Genomic DNA, 16,539 nt, shown 5'->3' on the forward strand with positions numbered 1-16,539 from the left:
TGATGGCTACTCCACACATTAATGCAGAAATGGGCGATTTCGCTGACGTAGTTTTGATGCCAGGCGACCCGCTGCGTGCGAAGTATATTGCTGAAACTTTCCTTGAAGATGCTCGTGAAGTGAACAACGTTCGCGGTATGCTGGGCTTCACCGGTACTTACAAAGGCCGCAAAATTTCTGTAATGGGCCACGGTATGGGTATCCCGTCCTGCTCCATCTACACTAAAGAACTGATCACCGATTTCGGCGTGAAGAAAATCATTCGCGTTGGTTCCTGTGGCGCAGTTCTGCCGCACGTAAAACTGCGTGACGTAGTGATTGGTATGGGTGCCTGCACCGATTCCAAAGTTAACCGCATCCGTTTTAAAGACCATGACTTTGCAGCTATCGCTGACTTCGACATGGTGCGTAACGCAGTAGATGCAGCTAAAGCACTGGGCATTGATGCTCGCGTTGGTAACCTGTTCTCCGCTGACCTGTTCTACTCTCCGGACGGCGAAATGTTCGACGTGATGGAAAAATACGGCATCCTCGGCGTGGAAATGGAAGCAGCAGGTATCTACGGCGTCGCTGCAGAATTTGGCGCGAAAGCCCTGACCATCTGCACCGTGTCTGACCACATCCGCACTCACGAGCAGACCACTGCCGCTGAGCGTCAGACCACCTTCAACGACATGATCAAAATCGCACTGGAATCCGTTCTGCTGGGCGATAAAGAGTAATTGTGTTTTGCTGAAAGGCGATTGCCTTGTGAAGCCGGAGCGGGAGACTGCTCCGGCTTTTTAGTATCTATTCATCAATAGCGACTGATTTATAGATTTACTATTATTTTTCATATAGATAGAAAATTAAATCCATTCGAGTATCTATTCACGAATCTATTCATTTATGTTCAGCCGTCATCCAGTAAGGGCATATCAGCAACTCTGGCGGACAACCATAAATTCCTGCCATTTTGTTTTTGATGTTTGAACTAAGCCGTTCCGTCTTTTCGATTTGTTTTAGAGAATTAATCGAGATATCCAACATTTTACTAACTTCAGCAAGTGATAGTTTATGCCTGATACGCACGGCGGTTAGCCAGGATATACCCTGGCTGAACATTAAATTGATAATCTCCCGTTCCTGGTTCTTCAGATCGATCATATTTCCTTCCCTGGATATTTTAATCAGCGAGTTACCGCACCGCCCCTGCCATCCACGCCGATAATTCCCTTAGCTCTTTTTCCTGTTCAGGGAAGTCAACCAACAGCGCTTCACACTCTTGTTGCAGCATGTCAGCGCGGTACAGGCAGCCTTGCAGTCGTCCGGCGAGAGCTTCCAGAGGTGCGGGGTTGAGGCTATCGGTAAACACCTGGGCGCGGGTGATATGGCCTTTTTCGACGTCGAAATGCAGTTCCACGCCGCCCCAGGTAAAGCGTTCATCCAGCAGATGCGAGAACGCTGGAGCCTGTCCGAAATTCCATTCCCAGCTACTCTGGCGGGCAAAGGTTTCGGCGAAGTTCGGCAAGTCTGGCGTTTTGTCCGGGGAGATAATTTCCGCTTCTACACGCTCGCCATAATGGGCGAAAAAGGCCTCGGTTATGGCTTCGCAAACCTGCTCATGGGTAATTCCCGGCAGCAATTCGGTCAGATTGGTCACGCGGGAACGTACCGAGGTAATGCCTTTCGCCGCCAGTTTCTTTTTATCCGGGTTGAGATAGTTTGCCAGGCGGCTAAGGTCGGCATTGAGTAGCAAGGTGCCGTGATGGAAGCCACGATCTTTGGTTTCGCGATAGGCCGAGCCTGAGACTTTACGGTCGCCTTCGGCGGTTTTCACCACCAAATCGTTACGTCCGGACGCTTCGGCGCTGACACCGAGCGCGTTCAGTGCATTGAGCACAATCGAGGTGGAGATCGTTTTATCGTATTCCGGCTTGCCAGCCATGAAGGTAAAACAGGTATTGCCGAGATCGTGGAACACCGCGCCGCCACCGCTACTGCGCCGCGCCAGGCGAACGTTATCTTCTTCCATCCGCCGGGTATTACACTCTTTCCACGGGTTCTGCGCGCGACCAATCACCACGGTGTCAGCATTGCGCCAGAGAAACAGAACGCGCTGCGTGGCGGGCATCTGGCGAAAAATACACTCTTCCACCGCAAGGTTAAACCACGGATCGTAAGAGTCAGAGATGAGCAGGCGTAATGTGGACATAACGATTTCCTTTCTTGTAGTAATGGGTCACTCTTTTTTCTCGCTTTCTTCCTCTTCCGGCACCGGTTTGCTGGCGGTTAACAGGAAGGGGGATTGCTGCCAGCGGGTGCGTTTACCCTGTAGCAGCGTGCGGGTCAGCACCACGCCGATTGCCAGCGAGAGCAACAACATCAGGCGTAAAATGTTAGTGGTGTTATCCACCTGTTGAGCTTCGGTGGCGAGCGTATGGGTGTCGAGCGTCAGGCGCAGATAGCCAAGCGGACCATTTTTCCCTGCAATGGGTTCGACAATCTGCAGGTTAAAATAGCCGCCCGCTTTTTTACCGTCGAGCGCCAGCCGGTCACGCACTTCGACGCTTTCGCCAGAACGGGCGATAAGATCGCCTTGTTCGTCATACACGCCCGCGTCGAGGATGCGGCTTTCATCCGTTAACTGATCGAGGATCGCCTGAATACGTTTTTCATCCGGCGAGTCGGTGCGCATCAGCGGCGCAACGTTCAGCGTTACCTGCCGCGCCAGGGTGCGGGCCAGTTCTTCCAGCTGTGGATTACGCTGTCGCTGGTGGTTTTGACTAAACCATGATGCCCCCTGCATCAGCGCCACTAACAAGGCAAGACAGAACAGGACAATCACTGCCCGATGCAGCCGGAATTTCAGTTTTGTGCGAGCCATCTTCCACCCTTTGAAAATTTGAGACTTAATGTTGCCAGAAGCAATGGATACAAGGTAGCCTCATGCGTTATTTTCCCTGCTTCGAACGATTTTACAGGAGCCTTAATGCCTAACATTACCTGGTGCGACCTGCCTGAAGATGTCTCTTTATGGCCTGGTCTGCCTCTTTCATTAAGTGGTGATGAAGTGATGCCACTGGATTACCACGCAGGTCGTAGCGGCTGGCTGCTGTATGGTCGTGGGCTGGATAAACAACGTCTGACCCAGTACCAAAGCAAACTGGGCGCGGCGATGGTGATTGTTGCCGCCTGGTGCGTGGAAGATTATCAGGTGATTCGTCTGGCAGGTTCGCTTACCGCCCGGGCTACGCGCCTGGCCCATGAAGCACAACTGGATGTCGCGCCGCTGGGGAAAATTCCGCATCTGCGCACGCCAGGTCTGCTGGTGATGGACATGGATTCCACCGCCATTCAGATTGAATGTATTGACGAAATTGCCAAACTGGCCGGAACCGGCGAGATGGTGGCGGAAGTAACCGAGCGGGCGATGCGCGGCGAACTCGATTTTACCGCCAGCCTGCGCAGCCGCGTGGCGACGCTGAAAGGCGCTGACGCGAACATTTTGCAACAGGTGCGGGAAAATCTGCCGCTGATGCCAGGCTTAACGCAGCTGGTACTCAAACTGGAAACGCTGGGCTGGAAAGTGGCGATTGCCTCCGGCGGTTTTACCTTCTTTGCCGAATACCTGCGCGATAAGCTGCGCCTGACCGCCGTAGTAGCCAATGAACTGGAGATCATGGACGGTAAATTTACCGGTAATGTGATTGGCGACATTGTAGACGCTCAGTATAAAGCGAAAACCCTTACCCGCCTGGCGCAGGAGTATGAAATCCCGCTGGCGCAAACCGTGGCGATTGGCGATGGTGCCAACGACCTGCCGATGATCAAAGCGGCAGGTCTGGGGATTGCCTACCATGCCAAGCCAAAAGTGAATGAAAAGACGGAAGTCACCATCCGTCACGCTGACCTGATGGGGGTATTCTGCATCCTCTCTGGCAGCCTGAATCAGAAGTAATTGTCCGCCCGTCATCCTGCGGGCGGCACAGTATTAACGAGGTACACCGTGGCAAAAGCTCCAAAACGCGCCTTTGTTTGTAATGAATGCGGGGCCGATTATCCGCGCTGGCAGGGGCAGTGCAGCGCCTGCCATGCCTGGAACACCATCACCGAGGTGCGTCTTGCTGCGTCGCCAACGGTGGCGCGTAACGAGCGTCTCAGTGGCTATGCCGGTAGCGCCGGGGTGGCAAAAGTCCAGAAACTCTCCGATATCAGCCTTGAGGAGTTGCCGCGTTTTTCCACCGGATTTAAAGAGTTCGACCGCGTATTAGGCGGTGGCGTAGTGCCAGGAAGCGCTATTCTGATTGGCGGTAACCCAGGAGCCGGGAAATCCACGCTGCTACTGCAAACGCTGTGCAAACTGGCGCAGCAGATGAAAACGCTATATGTCACTGGCGAAGAGTCGCTGCAACAGGTGGCAATGCGCGCTCATCGCCTCGGCCTGCCGACTGACAATCTCAATATGTTGTCGGAAACCAGCATCGAACAGATCTGCCTGATTGCCGAAGAAGAGCAACCGAAGCTGATGGTCATTGACTCCATCCAGGTGATGCATATGGCGGATGTACAATCATCGCCTGGCAGCGTGGCACAGGTGCGTGAAACGGCGGCTTATCTGACGCGCTTCGCCAAAACGCGCGGTGTGGCGATTGTCATGGTGGGGCACGTAACCAAAGATGGTTCGCTGGCAGGCCCTAAAGTGCTGGAACACTGTATCGACTGCTCGGTGCTTCTGGACGGCGATGCCGACTCCCGTTTCCGCACCCTGCGCAGCCATAAAAACCGCTTCGGCGCGGTAAATGAACTGGGCGTATTTGCGATGACCGAGCAGGGGCTGCGTGAAGTCAGTAACCCTTCGGCAATTTTCTTAAGTCGCGGCGATGAAGTGACCTCCGGCAGCTCAGTGATGGTGGTGTGGGAAGGAACTCGTCCGCTGCTGGTGGAGATCCAGGCGCTGGTCGATCACTCGATGATGGCGAATCCGCGCCGCGTGGCAGTGGGGCTGGAGCAAAACCGTTTGGCGATCCTGCTGGCGGTGTTGCACCGTCACGGTGGTCTGCAAATGGCCGATCAGGATGTATTTGTGAACGTGGTCGGCGGCGTGAAGGTGACGGAAACCAGTGCCGATTTAGCGTTACTACTGGCGATGGTTTCCAGCCTGCGCGACAGACCGCTACCGCAGGATCTGGTGGTGTTTGGTGAAGTCGGGCTGGCAGGGGAGATCCGCCCGGTGCCCAGCGGCCAGGAGCGGATTTCTGAAGCGGCGAAACATGGTTTTCGGCGGGCGATTGTTCCGGCAGCCAACGTGCCGAAAAAAGCGCCGGAAGGGATGCAGATTTTTGGCGTTAAAAAACTCTCCGACGCGCTTAGCGTGTTCGACGACTTATAATGAGAGATACGGAGGGAGATATGTCGTCATTTGATTATCTGAAAACTGCCATCAAGCAACAGGGCTGTACGCTACAGCAGGTGGCTGATGCCAGCGGTATGACCAAAGGGTATTTAAGCCAGTTACTGAATGCCAAAATTAAAAGCCCCAGCGCGCAAAAGCTGGAGGCGTTGCACCGTTATTTGGGACTTGAATTTCCCCGGCAGAAGAAAACTATTGGTGTTGTATTCGGTAAGTTTTACCCGCTGCATACCGGACATATCTACCTTATCCAGCGTGCCTGTAGTCAGGTTGACGAGTTGCATATCATTATGGGCTTTGACGATACCCGTGACCGCGCACTGTTCGAAGACAGCGCCATGTCGCAGCAGCCAACGGTGCCGGATCGTCTGCGCTGGTTATTGCAAACTTTTAAATATCAGAAAAATATTCGCATTCATGCTTTCAACGAAGAGGGTATGGAGCCGTATCCGCATGGCTGGGATGTGTGGAGCAACGGCATCAAAAAGTTTATGGCTGAAAAAGGGATCCAGCCGGATCTGATCTACACCTCGGAAGAAGCCGATGCGCCACAGTATATGGAACATCTGGGGATCGAAACGGTGCTGGTCGATCCGAAACGCACCTTTATGAGTATCAGCGGTGCGCAGATCCGCGAAAACCCGTTCCGCTACTGGGAATATATTCCCACCGAAGTGAAGCCGTTCTTTGTGCGCACCGTGGCGATCCTCGGCGGCGAATCGAGCGGTAAATCCACCCTGGTAAACAAACTTGCTAATATCTTCAACACTACCAGTGCATGGGAATATGGTCGCGATTATGTCTTTTCGCATCTTGGCGGCGATGAGATTGCATTGCAGTATTCCGACTACGATAAAATCGCGCTTGGACACGCTCAATATATTGATTTTGCAGTAAAATATGCCAATAAAGTGGCGTTTATCGACACCGATTTTGTGACAACTCAGGCGTTCTGCAAAAAGTACGAAGGGCGCGAGCATCCGTTCGTACAGGCGCTGATCGATGAATACCGTTTTGATCTGGTGATTCTGCTGGAGAACAACACGCCGTGGGTGGCGGATGGTTTACGCAGTCTCGGCAGTTCGGTGGATCGCAAAGAGTTCCAGAACTTGCTGGTGGAGATGCTGGAAGAGAACAATATCGAATTTGTGCGGGTTGAAGAGGACGATTACGACAGCCGTTTCCTGCGCTGTGTGGAGCTGGTGCGGGAGATGATGGGGGAGCAGGGATAATCATCTTTATAAGATGTTGAGTGATATTACTGATTCAAAAGTGTACTTAGTACTCCATTTTGGTGTACAATGTACCTGCCAGGGAGGGGTAATGGGCAAGGCGATAATATTTATAGAGACGCCAATGTTTACGCGTCAGATCAAGCAGATTGCAACCGATGATGAATTAAAGGAATTGCAAAAAGAACTCATCGGAACTCCCGATAAAGGTGATCTCATTCAGCAGACTGGTGGATTGCGTAAAGTCCGAATGGCTGCGGGTTCACAGGGAAAAAGTGGCAGTGTCAGAATAATTTACTTTCTGGCGACGGAAGAGATTATTTATTTGATTATGGCCTATCCGAAGAATGCCAAAGACAGTCTGACAGATACGGAAAAAGCTCAACTAAAGAAGTTGACGAAACTGCTCAAAGGTGAGGTATAAAATGAGTTTTTTTGATGAGTTGAAAACCTCTCTGGAAGAGGCTGTCGAGATTAAACAAGGTTTAAAAGAACCTGCACGGGTGACCCGCTACGAAATTGCGGATGTTAAAGCTATTCGTGAGCAACTCAACGTTTCGCAAAGTGAGATGGCAAAAGCTCTGGGAACCAGTGTGGATACCATTAAAAGCTGGGAATCGAAGCGAAGAAATCCTACGGGATTGGCTGCAAAAGTACTTGCCACAATTAAAGAAAATCCTGCCTTTTTCCGGGAACTTGCCTCCCATTAATCATTTAACTATTACCGGATGCGATGCTGGCGCGCCGCATCCGGCATTTTATGCATTACTTCGCAATACGCTTGTACTTGATACGCTTCGGCTCCAGCGCGTCTGCGCCCAGCGTGCGTTTCTTGTACTCTTCGTACTCGGTAAAGTTACCTTCAAAGAACTCAACTTTACCTTCATCCTGGTAATCCAGAATGTGTGTGGCGATACGGTCGAGGAACCAACGGTCGTGCGAGATAACCATCGCGCAGCCCGGGAACTCCAGCAGGGCGTTTTCCAGCGCACGCAGGGTTTCGATATCCAGGTCGTTGGTCGGTTCGTCGAGCAGCAGCATGTTGCCGCCAACCTGCAGCAGCTTCGCCAGATGCAGACGACCACGCTCACCACCGGAGAGTTCGCCAACGCGTTTACCCTGATCAACCCCTTTAAAGTTAAAGCGGCCAACGTAGGCGCGGCTTGGCATCTCGGTGTTACCGATCTTCATGATATCCAGCCCGCCGGAAACTTCTTCCCAAACGGTTTTGCTGTTATCCATTGAGTCACGGAACTGATCGACAGATGCCAGTTTCACCGTTTCACCTAAAGTGATGGTGCCGCTGTCTGGCTGTTCCTGACCAGAGATCATACGGAACAGGGTTGATTTACCCGCGCCGTTCGGACCGATGATCCCGACGATCGCCCCTTTAGGGATCGAGAAGCTCAGATCATCAATCAGCAGACGATCGCCGTAAGATTTACGCAGGTTGCTGACTTCCAACACTTTATCGCCCAGACGCGGTCCAGGTGGAATAAACAGTTCGTTGGTTTCGTTACGTTTCTGATATTCGGTGCTGTTCAACTCTTCAAAGCGCGCCAGACGTGCTTTACCTTTCGACTGACGGCCTTTAGTTCCCTGACGTACCCACTCCAGCTCTTTCTCGATCGACTTACGACGCGCTGCTTCTTGTGAAGCTTCCTGCGCCAGACGCTGATCTTTCTGCTCCAGCCAGGAGGAGTAGTTACCTTCCCACGGAATACCTTCACCGCGGTCAAGTTCGAGGATCCAGCCTGCAACGTTATCGAGGAAGTAACGGTCGTGGGTAATTGCCACCACGGTGCCCTCGAAGTCGTGCAGGAAGCGTTCCAGCCATGCTACGGATTCGGCATCCAGGTGGTTGGTCGGTTCGTCGAGCAGCAGCATGTCTGGTTTTTCCAACAGCAGGCGGCACAACGCCACGCGACGACGCTCACCACCGGAAAGGTTAGCGATTTTCGCGTCCCAGTCCGGCAGACGCAGCGCATCAGCCGCACGCTCCAGCTGAACGTTCAGGTTATGACCGTCATGAGCCTGAATGATCTCTTCCAGACGGCCTTGTTCAGCGGCCAGCTTGTCAAAATCGGCATCCGGATCGGCGTACAGCGCGTACACTTCATCCAGACGTTTCAGAGCGTTAACCACTTCAGAAACCGCTTCTTCAATGGACTCACGCACGGTGTGTTCCGGGTTCAGCTGAGGTTCCTGCGGCAGGTAACCAATCTTGATGTCTGGCTGCGGACGCGCTTCACCTTCGATGTCTTTATCAATGCCCGCCATAATGCGCAGCAGGGTAGACTTACCCGCGCCGTTCAGACCCAGGACACCAATTTTTGCCCCAGGGAAGAAACTCAGAGAGATGTTTTTCAAAATATGACGTTTCGGCGGAACAACTTTGCCGACACGATGCATGGTATAAACGAATTGAGCCACGTTGGACTTCGCCTCTATGTTTATCGTGATGATGAGTTTTCAAAGGCGAAGTGTAGCCTGTTTCCTTATCTAATCCCAGCCGGTCGATCACCCTCGCAGTAAAAGTAAAAAAGTGTCCGTAACGTGGCGTAAACGGCAATGACTGGTTAGCATAAATCTATTACGCGGCATGACGCTGCATTGATGTATTGACACTTAGAGGATGCGCTTGTGGAAAAAGCCAAACACGTTACCTGGCGGCTGTTGGCTGTCGGTGTCTGTCTGCTGACGGCCAGCAGCGTGGCGCGAGCCGACTCACTGGATGAGCAGCGTAGCCGTTACGCGCAAATTAAGCAGGCCTGGGATAATCGACAAATGGATGTGGTCGAACAAATGATGCCTGGACTGAAGGATTATCCACTTTATCCCTATCTGGAATACCGCCAGATCACCGATGATCTGATGAATCAACCGGCGGTCACTGTCACTAACTTTGTTCGCGCTAACCCCACGCTTCCTCCCGCTCGCACGCTACAATCTCGTTTCGTCAATGAACTGGCGCGGCGTGAAGACTGGCGTGGTTTGTTAGCCTTTAGCCCGGAAAAGCCCGGAACTACCGAAGCGCAATGTAATTACTACTATGCGAAATGGAACACCGGGCAGAGTGAAGAAGCCTGGCAAGGGGCGAAAGAGCTGTGGCTAACCGGCAAGAGCCAGCCTAACGCCTGTGACAAGTTATTTAGCGTCTGGCGTGCGTCAGGCAAACAAGATCCGCTGGCGTATCTGGAACGTATCCGTCTGGCGATGAAAGCGGGTAACACAGGCTTGGTGACAGTGCTGGCAGGGCAGATGCCTGCTGATTACCAGACTATCGCCTCGGCGATTATTTCTCTGGCGAACAACCCTAATACGGTACTGACCTTCGCGCGTACAACCGGTGCGACCGATTTTACCCGTCAAATGGCGGCGGTGGCGTTTGCCAGCGTGGCGCGGCAGGATGCTGAAAATGCACGGCTGATGATTCCATCGCTTGCTCAGGCACAGCAGCTTAATGAAGATCAGATTCAGGAACTGCGCGATATCGTCGCCTGGCGTTTGATGGGCAACGATGTCACCGACGAGCAGGCGAAATGGCGCGATGACGCCATTATGCGCTCGCAATCCACCTCGTTGATTGAACGCCGAGTGCGGATGGCGCTTGGTACTGGCGATCGGCGTGGCCTGAATACCTGGCTGGCGCGTTTGCCGATGGAAGCGAAAGAGAAAGATGAATGGCGTTACTGGCAGGCCGATTTATTGCTGGAACGCGGACGTGAAGCTGAAGCGAAAGAGATTCTGCATCAACTCATGCAACAGCGTGGTTTCTACCCGATGGTTGCTGCACAGCGCATCGGCGAAGAGTATGAGCTGAAGATTGATAAAGCGCCGCAGAATGTTGACAGCACCCTGACTCAGGGGCCGGAGATGGCGCGCGTGCGCGAGTTGATGTACTGGAATCTCGATAACACCGCGCGTAGCGAGTGGGCCAATCTGGTGAAGAGCAAGTCAAAAACAGAGCAGGCGCAGCTGGCACGGTATGCTTTCAACAACCAATGGTGGGATCTCAGCGTTCAGGCGACGATCGCCGGGAAGTTGTGGGATCATCTGGAAGAACGATTCCCACTGGCCTACAACGATCTCTTCGAACGTTACACCAACGGCAAAGACATCCCGCAAAGCTATGCAATGGCGATTGCCCGTCAGGAGAGCGCCTGGAATCCGAAAGTGAAATCACCGGTAGGGGCCAGCGGCCTGATGCAGATTATGCCCGGTACGGCGACCCATACGGTGAAGATGTTCTCTATTCCTGGCTACAGCAGCCCTGGGCAATTGCTGGATCCGGAAACGAACATCAACATCGGCACCAGTTACCTGCAATATGTTTATCAGCAGTTTGGCAATAACCGTATTTTCGCCTCAGCAGCTTATAACGCCGGACCTGGACGAGTGCGCACCTGGCTCGGCAACAGTGCTGGTCGTATCGACGCAGTGGCATTTGTCGAGAGTATTCCGTTCTCCGAGACGCGCGGTTATGTGAAGAACGTGCTGGCTTATGACGCTTACTACCGCTATTTCATGGGGGATAAACCAACGTTGATGAGCGCCACGGAATGGGGACGTCGTTACTGATCCGCACGTTTATGATATGCTATCGTACTCTTTAGCGAGTACAACCGGGGGAGGCATTTTGCTTCCCCCGCTAACAATGGCGACATATTATGGCCCAACAATCACCCTATTCAGCAGCGATGGCAGAACAGCGTCACCAGGAGTGGTTACGTTTTGTCGACCTGCTTAAGAATGCCTACCAAAACGATCTCCATTTACCGTTGTTAAACCTGATGCTGACGCCAGATGAGCGCGAAGCGTTGGGGACTCGCGTGCGTATTGTCGAAGAGCTGTTGCGCGGTGAAATGAGCCAGCGTGAGTTGAAAAATGAACTCGGCGCTGGCATCGCGACGATTACGCGTGGTTCTAACAGCCTGAAAGCCGCGCCTGTCGAGCTGCGCCAGTGGCTGGAAGAGGTGTTGCTGAAAGATCACTGATACACGGCATTATGAAACGGACTCAGCGCCAGGATCACCGCCTGGTGATAGACGCTGGCGCGAGTGAGCTTCCCGGCGGTAAATACGCCGATTGCACCTTCTTTACGGCCAATTTCATCAATGCCAGTATAACGCGACATCACAGGGCCGAGCGCCTCGCCTTCACGCACTTTCTCCAGAATCACCTCAGGCAACGGCAAAGTTGCCGAACGCGCTTCGCCACGCTGGCTGGCGTTTTCAATCACCACCCAACTGAAGGTGCTGTCACCATCAATCCCTGCTTCAATCGCCACCCAAAAATCAGCCTCTGGATGTAAACAGCGAGCATTTGCCACCCGATTTCGTGCGCCAGCGCGCGTTTCCTCACTGCCAAAGGGCTGTTCCGGTACACCGCTCTCGACGGCAACGGATGCAATATGGCAGGATCCTTCGCCGAAGATCTCGTGAAATGCCTGCAGAATGGCCTGAATTTTAGCGGGATTGGTGGTCGCACAGACAACTTGGTGCATAATCAGCATTACTCAGAAAATTAACGTTACAGCAGTATACGGAAAAAAAGCATGTTACAGGTATACCTAGTCCGCCACGGTGAAACGCAGTGGAACGCCGAGCGACGTATTCAGGGCCAGTCTGACAGCCCGCTGACTGCCAAAGGTGAGCAACAGGCGATGCAGGTGGCGACCCGTGCCAAAGAGCTTGGCATTACGCATATCATCAGTAGCGATTTAGGGCGCACCCGCCGCACGGCGGAAATCATCGCCCAGGCCTGCGGCTGTGACATCATCTTTGATTCTCGCCTGCGTGAATTAAATATGGGTGTACTGGAAACAAGAAATATCGATTCACTCACCGAAGAAGAAGAAAACTGGCGTCGCCAGCTGGTCAATGGCACTGTCGACGGACGTATTCCTGAAGGCGAGTCAATGCAGGAGCTCAGCGATCGTGTCAATGCGGCGCTGGAATCTTGCCGGGAATTACCGCAGGGAAGCCGACCGCTGCTGGTGAGCCACGGTATTGCACTGGGATGCCTGGTGAGTACGATTCTCGGATTACCAGCATGGGCAGAGCGTCGCTTACGTCTGCGTAACTGTTCTATTTCGCGCGTGGATTATCAGGAAAGCTTGTGGCTGGCGTCTGGCTGGGTGGTTGAAACCGCAGGGGACATCTCGCATCTGGACGCCCCTGCATTAGATGAGCTGCAGCGTTAACGACGGATCGGAATCAGCAGTTCACAGCGCAGATTAATTGGGCGATCTCCCGCTTTGGCATCTTCTGCCGGGTAGTATCGCTCAATATCCTGACCTTTACGGCGCGTCAGGTTAAGCATTGGCATGCACGTTCCGTATACCGTCAGGATAAACTCCTGCACGCCTGTTCCCAGACCTTCATAGGTAAACATCACATATTCACCGCCTTGCAGCATCACAGGATGCCCGGTCAATACATAGCCATCTGCCTGATCCTGGGCTAATGCGGTGGTATAGAACACCTCTTGCTCGTCGTCTTTATCCTGGCTCGGACGCGTTTCATTCAGGCCGTAGAGCACAGGCGGAATGGTCGGCGCGTTGCCAAGAAAATCGTGCCAGAACTGATAACGCATTTCATGGCGGAAATCAGAGATTTGTTCCAGCGAACAGGAGTAACTCTGGGTAACACCAATCAGCGGCGTATCTTCCAGGGTGACAAATTTGTGCTCTGGCATGGTGAATTCACCCAGACGCAGCGGAGGGCGAATACCAAAGGCGCTCCATTCAGGAGAACGGCGGTAAAGAGCAGGAGTCTGGGCAAACTGCTTCTTGAATGCGCGAGTAAATGTCTGTTGAGAGTCGAAGCGGTATTGCAGCGCGATATCCAGAATTGGACGCGCAGTCAGGCGTAGTGCGACCGCCGATTTCGACAAACGACGAGCACGAATATACGCGCCAATAGCATGACCAGTGACATCTTTAAACATTCTCTGTAAGTGCCACTTGGAATAACCTGCTTTCGCCGCTACATTGTCGAGCGACAGGGGCTGATCCAGATGACCTTCCAGCCAGATTAAAAGGTCGCGAATAATGCCGGCCTGATCCATAAAATATCCTCATCCTTTCAACAACGAGCACCTGACATCAGGTAATTGGATAATAGCATTTTTTGCTGTTTTAGCATTCAGTGTTTTTTTCTTAGTCGAGTATGTTTTAGGTCTTGACGGAAATAAAAGTATTGAGATTTTGTTCTTAATCAATATGTTATTTATCGTGGTGAACTAATTGCTCATGTAATAGATAAAAATGGTAACAATATGAAATACAAGCATTTGATTCTGTCTTTAAGCCTGATAATGCTGGGGCCGTTGGCTCATGCAGAAGAGATTGGTTCGGTCGACACTGTATTTAAAATGATCGGTCCTGATCACAAAATTGTCGTAGAAGCCTTTGACGATCCCGATGTGAAAAATGTCACCTGCTATGTGAGCCGGGCGAAAACCGGCGGTATTAAAGGGGGATTGGGCCTGGCGGAAGATACTTCCGATGCGGCTATTTCTTGTCAGCAAGTCGGGCCGATTGAACTGTCAGATCGCATTAAAAACGGCAAAGCTCAGGGCGAGGTAGTATTCAAAAAACGCACGTCGTTGGTCTTTAAGTCGTTACAGGTCGTGCGCTTTTATGACGCTAAACGCAACGCGCTCGCTTACCTGGCTTACTCCGACAAAGTCGTAGAAGGTTCGCCGAAAAACGCGATTAGCGCGGTTCCTGTCATGCCGTGGCGGCAATAACAGAGGCGATTTATGCAACGGGAAACGGTCTGGTTAGTGGAAGATGAGCAAGGGATAGCCGACACGCTAGTCTACATGTTGCAACAGGAAGGTTTTGCCGTCGAGGTCTTTGAGCGAGGCTTGCCGGTGCTGGATAAAGCTCGCCAGCAGGTTCCCGATGTCATGATTCTCGATGTTGGTTTGCCTGATATCAGCGGCTTTGAATTGTGCCGCCAGTTACTGGCGCTCCATCCGGCGTTACCTGTACTGTTCCTGACGGCCCGAAGTGAAGAGGTCGATCGCCTGCTTGGGCTGGAAATTGGCGCTGACGACTACGTGGCTAAACCGTTTTCACCTCGCGAAGTGTGCGCCAGAGTGCGCACCTTACTGCGTCGGGTGAGGAAGTTCTCGACGCCGTCTCCCGTTATCCGTATTGGTCATTTTGAATTGAATGAACCTGCGGCGCAGATCAGCTGGTTTGACACGCCATTAACGCTGACGCGGTATGAGTTTTTGCTGCTGAAAACATTACTCAAGTCGCCGGGCCGCGTCTGGTCCCGCCAGCAACTGATGGATAGCGTGTGGGAAGATGCGCAGGACACCTACGATCGCACCGTCGATACCCACATTAAAACGCTGCGTGCCAAGCTGCGCGCCATTAACCCCGATCTTTCCCCGATTAATACTCATCGCGGCATGGGATATAGCCTGAGGGGACTGTAATGCGTATCGGCATGAGGTTGTTGCTGGGCTATTTTTTACTGGTGGCAGTGGCGGCCTGGTTCGTACTGGCAATTTTTGTCAAAGAAGTTAAACCGGGCGTGCGAAGAGCAACGGAGGGAACGTTGATCGACACCGCAACGTTGCTGGCGGAGCTGGCGCGTTCTGATTTGCTCTCTGGTGATCCAACGCATGGGCAACTGGCGCAGGCGTTTAATCAGTTACAACATCGCCCGTTTCGCGCCAATATCGGTGGCATTCACAAAGTTCGTAATGAATATCATGTCTACATGACTGATGCGCAGGGCAAAGTATTGTTCGATTCGGCAAATAAAGCCGTTGGACAGGATTACTCGCGCTGGAATGACGTCTGGCTAACGTTGCGTGGTCAGTATGGTGCGCGCAGCACGTTGCAAAATCCTGACGATCCCGAAAGTTCTGTGATGTATGTTGCCGCGCCAATTATGGACGGCTCGCGGCTTATTGGCGTTTTGAGCGTAGGCAAACCGAACGCGGCGATGGCTCCGGTCATTAAGCGCAGCGAGCGGCGAATTTTATGGGCCAGCGCCATTTTGTTGGGGATTGCACTGGTGATTGGCGCAGGCATGGTTTGGTGGATCAACCGCTCCATTGCCCGGCTCACTCGCTATGCTGATTCCGTCACTGACAATAAGCCCGTTCCTCTCCCCGATCTCGGTAGTAGCGAGCTGCGTAAACTCGCGCAGGCGCTGGAAAGTATGCGCGTGAAGCTGGAAGGGAAAAACTATATTGAGCAGTATGTTTACGCATTAACTCATGAGCTAAAAAGCCCACTGGCGGCGATTCGTGGAGCGGCGGAAATTTTACGCGAAGGCCCGCCGCCGGAAGTGGTGGCTCGTTTTACCGACAACATTCTGACGCAAAATGCGCGAATGCAGGCACTGGTGGAAACGTTACTACGCCAGGCAAGACTGGAGAATCGTCAGGAAGTCGTTCTGACTGCTGTTGATGTGACGGCATTATTTCGCCGCATCAGCGAAGCGCGCACCGTGCAGTTGGCGGAAAAAAACATCACTCTACATGTTATGCCCACCGAGGTTAACGTTGCTGCTGAATCGGCGTTACTGGAGCAGGCGCTGGGGAATTTACTGGATAACGCCATCGATTTTACCCCCGAGAGCGGTCGTATAACGCTAAGCGCCGAAGTGGAGCAGGAACACGTCACGCTTAAGGTGCTGGATACCGGTAGTGGTATTCCTGACTACGCGCTTTCACGTATTTTTGAACGCTTTTACTCTTTGCCGCGTGCAAATGGGCAAAAAAGCAGCGGTCTGGGGTTGGCGTTCGTCAGTGAGGTCGCCCGTTTGTTTAACGGCGAAGTCACGCTGCACAACGTGCAGGAAGGTGGCGTGCTGGCCTCGCTTCGACTTCACCGTCACTTCACATAGCTTCAAATTCTTCCCACATAGCCTTTGTAACCTG

18 protein-coding genes are annotated in these 16,539 nt (G+C 52.7%); 12 read left to right on the plus strand and 6 right to left on the minus strand.

Annotated features, from left to right (window positions below; translation table 11 throughout):
* The first annotated feature begins 2 nt into the window (after positions 1 to 2).
* A complete protein-coding gene (gene deoD, locus FQZ95_RS10885) occupies positions 3 to 722 on the plus strand; it encodes a purine-nucleoside phosphorylase (RefSeq protein WP_000224877.1) in 720 nt (239 codons plus the stop codon).
* Between the two features lie 160 nt (positions 723 to 882).
* On the opposite strand, the gene FQZ95_RS10890 is transcribed toward deoD, so the two are convergent.
* The 3 genes from FQZ95_RS10890 to FQZ95_RS10900 are packed head-to-tail and all read right to left on the minus strand — an operon-like array spanning position 883 to position 2,866.
* On the minus strand, positions 883 to 1,146 hold the full coding sequence (locus FQZ95_RS10890) for a helix-turn-helix domain-containing protein (RefSeq protein WP_160530186.1): 264 nt from the start codon (positions 1,144 to 1,146) through the stop codon (positions 883 to 885).
* Positions 1,147 to 1,177: 31 nt separating this feature from the next.
* Positions 1,178 to 2,194 (minus strand): lipoate--protein ligase LplA, encoded by a 1,017-nt coding sequence (lplA, locus tag FQZ95_RS10895; RefSeq protein ID WP_000105850.1) that lies wholly within the window; start codon positions 2,192 to 2,194, stop codon positions 1,178 to 1,180.
* 27 nt (positions 2,195 to 2,221) lie between these two features.
* A complete protein-coding gene (locus FQZ95_RS10900) occupies positions 2,222 to 2,866 on the minus strand; it encodes a YtjB family periplasmic protein (RefSeq protein ID WP_088540302.1) in 645 nt (214 codons plus the stop codon).
* Between the two features lie 105 nt (positions 2,867 to 2,971).
* On the opposite strand from FQZ95_RS10900, the gene serB reads away from it, so the two are divergent.
* From serB to nadS, 5 genes are all read left to right on the plus strand, one after another.
* Positions 2,972 to 3,940 carry a phosphoserine phosphatase gene (gene serB, locus FQZ95_RS10905; RefSeq protein ID WP_001132956.1) on the plus strand — a complete coding sequence of 323 codons (969 nt, stop codon included), beginning with the start codon at positions 2,972 to 2,974 and terminating at the stop codon, positions 3,938 to 3,940.
* Positions 3,941 to 3,988: 48 nt separating this feature from the next.
* Positions 3,989 to 5,371 carry a DNA repair protein RadA gene (radA, locus tag FQZ95_RS10910; RefSeq protein WP_001029698.1) on the plus strand — a complete coding sequence of 461 codons (1,383 nt, stop codon included), beginning with the start codon at positions 3,989 to 3,991 and terminating at the stop codon, positions 5,369 to 5,371.
* 20 nt (positions 5,372 to 5,391) lie between these two features.
* Entirely contained in the window at positions 5,392 to 6,624 is a 1,233-nt protein-coding gene (gene nadR, locus FQZ95_RS10915) for a multifunctional transcriptional regulator/nicotinamide-nucleotide adenylyltransferase/ribosylnicotinamide kinase NadR (protein WP_000093833.1), read from the plus strand.
* A gap of 91 nt (positions 6,625 to 6,715) precedes the next feature.
* Positions 6,716 to 7,048, plus strand: coding sequence for a type II toxin-antitoxin system RelE/ParE family toxin (locus FQZ95_RS10920; RefSeq protein ID WP_000513551.1), 333 nt, complete (start codon positions 6,716 to 6,718; stop codon positions 7,046 to 7,048).
* 1 nt (position 7,049) lies between these two features.
* Positions 7,050 to 7,334: a NadS family protein gene (gene nadS, locus FQZ95_RS10925; protein ID WP_000007436.1), complete on the plus strand. Its 285-nt coding sequence runs from the start codon at positions 7,050 to 7,052 to the stop codon at positions 7,332 to 7,334.
* Positions 7,335 to 7,389: 55 nt separating this feature from the next.
* Here nadS and ettA read toward each other — a convergent pair whose 3' ends face one another.
* On the minus strand, positions 7,390 to 9,057 hold the full coding sequence (gene ettA, locus FQZ95_RS10930) for an energy-dependent translational throttle protein EttA (protein WP_000046749.1): 1,668 nt from the start codon (positions 9,055 to 9,057) through the stop codon (positions 7,390 to 7,392).
* A gap of 210 nt (positions 9,058 to 9,267) precedes the next feature.
* On the opposite strand from ettA, the gene sltY reads away from it, so the two are divergent.
* Positions 9,268 to 11,205, plus strand: a complete 1,938-nt coding sequence (gene sltY, locus FQZ95_RS10935) for a murein transglycosylase (protein WP_160530187.1) — start codon at positions 9,268 to 9,270, stop codon at positions 11,203 to 11,205.
* An 89-nt stretch (positions 11,206 to 11,294) separates the two neighbouring features.
* Positions 11,295 to 11,621 (plus strand): trp operon repressor, encoded by a 327-nt coding sequence (gene trpR, locus FQZ95_RS10940; RefSeq protein ID WP_000068678.1) that lies wholly within the window; start codon positions 11,295 to 11,297, stop codon positions 11,619 to 11,621.
* On the opposite strand, the gene yjjX is transcribed toward trpR, so the two are convergent.
* On the minus strand, positions 11,615 to 12,130 hold the full coding sequence (gene yjjX, locus FQZ95_RS10945) for an inosine/xanthosine triphosphatase (RefSeq protein ID WP_022646480.1): 516 nt from the start codon (positions 12,128 to 12,130) through the stop codon (positions 11,615 to 11,617). The genes trpR and yjjX overlap by 7 nt on opposite strands.
* Positions 12,131 to 12,181: 51 nt before the next feature.
* Between yjjX and gpmB the strand changes: the two genes are divergently transcribed.
* Positions 12,182 to 12,829 (plus strand): 2,3-diphosphoglycerate-dependent phosphoglycerate mutase GpmB, encoded by a 648-nt coding sequence (gpmB, locus tag FQZ95_RS10950; protein WP_000942351.1) that lies wholly within the window; start codon positions 12,182 to 12,184, stop codon positions 12,827 to 12,829.
* Here gpmB and robA read toward each other — a convergent pair.
* Positions 12,826 to 13,695 (minus strand): MDR efflux pump AcrAB transcriptional activator RobA, encoded by an 870-nt coding sequence (gene robA / locus FQZ95_RS10955; RefSeq protein WP_000371666.1) that lies wholly within the window; start codon positions 13,693 to 13,695, stop codon positions 12,826 to 12,828. The two genes, gpmB and robA, sit on opposite strands and share 4 nt — an antisense overlap.
* A 210-nt stretch (positions 13,696 to 13,905) precedes the next feature.
* Between robA and creA the strand changes: the two genes are divergently transcribed.
* Genes creA through creC form a run of 3 tightly spaced genes read left to right on the plus strand, consistent with a single transcriptional unit; the run spans position 13,906 to position 16,505 of the window.
* Entirely contained in the window at positions 13,906 to 14,379 is a 474-nt protein-coding gene (gene creA / locus FQZ95_RS10960; RefSeq protein ID WP_000875487.1) for a protein CreA, read from the plus strand.
* Positions 14,380 to 14,391: 12 nt separating this feature from the next.
* Positions 14,392 to 15,081 carry a two-component system response regulator CreB gene (creB, locus tag FQZ95_RS10965; RefSeq protein ID WP_001188682.1) on the plus strand — a complete coding sequence of 230 codons (690 nt, stop codon included), beginning with the start codon at positions 14,392 to 14,394 and terminating at the stop codon, positions 15,079 to 15,081.
* Entirely contained in the window at positions 15,081 to 16,505 is a 1,425-nt protein-coding gene (gene creC, locus FQZ95_RS10970) for a two-component system sensor histidine kinase CreC (RefSeq protein WP_160530188.1), read from the plus strand. Before creB ends, creC begins: the two co-directional genes overlap by 1 nt.
* The last annotated feature ends 34 nt before the right edge of the window (positions 16,506 to 16,539 follow it).

Origin of the sequence: Escherichia sp. HH41S (genome assembly GCF_009820115.1) — a bacterium.
Taxonomy (GTDB): Bacteria; Pseudomonadota; Gammaproteobacteria; order Enterobacterales; family Enterobacteriaceae; genus Escherichia; species Escherichia coli_F.

What these genes read in the sequence shown, in the direction of transcription:
- deoD (WP_000224877.1), top strand. Translation starts at nt 3, where the DNA reads ATGGCTACTCCACACATTAATGCAGAAATGGGCGATTTCGCTGACGTA.
- FQZ95_RS10890 (WP_160530186.1), bottom strand. Translation starts at nt 1,146, where the DNA reads ATGATCGATCTGAAGAACCAGGAACGGGAGATTATCAATTTAATGTTC.
- lplA (WP_000105850.1), bottom strand. Translation starts at nt 2,194, where the DNA reads ATGTCCACATTACGCCTGCTCATCTCTGACTCTTACGATCCGTGGTTT.
- FQZ95_RS10900 (WP_088540302.1), bottom strand. Translation starts at nt 2,866, where the DNA reads ATGGCTCGCACAAAACTGAAATTCCGGCTGCATCGGGCAGTGATTGTC.
- serB (WP_001132956.1), top strand. Translation starts at nt 2,972, where the DNA reads ATGCCTAACATTACCTGGTGCGACCTGCCTGAAGATGTCTCTTTATGG.
- nadR (WP_000093833.1), top strand. Translation starts at nt 5,392, where the DNA reads ATGTCGTCATTTGATTATCTGAAAACTGCCATCAAGCAACAGGGCTGT.
- FQZ95_RS10920 (WP_000513551.1), top strand. Translation starts at nt 6,716, where the DNA reads ATGGGCAAGGCGATAATATTTATAGAGACGCCAATGTTTACGCGTCAG.
- nadS (WP_000007436.1), top strand. Translation starts at nt 7,050, where the DNA reads ATGAGTTTTTTTGATGAGTTGAAAACCTCTCTGGAAGAGGCTGTCGAG.
- trpR (WP_000068678.1), top strand. Translation starts at nt 11,295, where the DNA reads ATGGCCCAACAATCACCCTATTCAGCAGCGATGGCAGAACAGCGTCAC.
- yjjX (WP_022646480.1), bottom strand. Translation starts at nt 12,130, where the DNA reads ATGCACCAAGTTGTCTGTGCGACCACCAATCCCGCTAAAATTCAGGCC.
- gpmB (WP_000942351.1), top strand. Translation starts at nt 12,182, where the DNA reads ATGTTACAGGTATACCTAGTCCGCCACGGTGAAACGCAGTGGAACGCC.
- robA (WP_000371666.1), bottom strand. Translation starts at nt 13,695, where the DNA reads ATGGATCAGGCCGGCATTATTCGCGACCTTTTAATCTGGCTGGAAGGT.
- creA (WP_000875487.1), top strand. Translation starts at nt 13,906, where the DNA reads ATGAAATACAAGCATTTGATTCTGTCTTTAAGCCTGATAATGCTGGGG.
- creB (WP_001188682.1), top strand. Translation starts at nt 14,392, where the DNA reads ATGCAACGGGAAACGGTCTGGTTAGTGGAAGATGAGCAAGGGATAGCC.
- creC (WP_160530188.1), top strand. Translation starts at nt 15,081, where the DNA reads ATGCGTATCGGCATGAGGTTGTTGCTGGGCTATTTTTTACTGGTGGCA.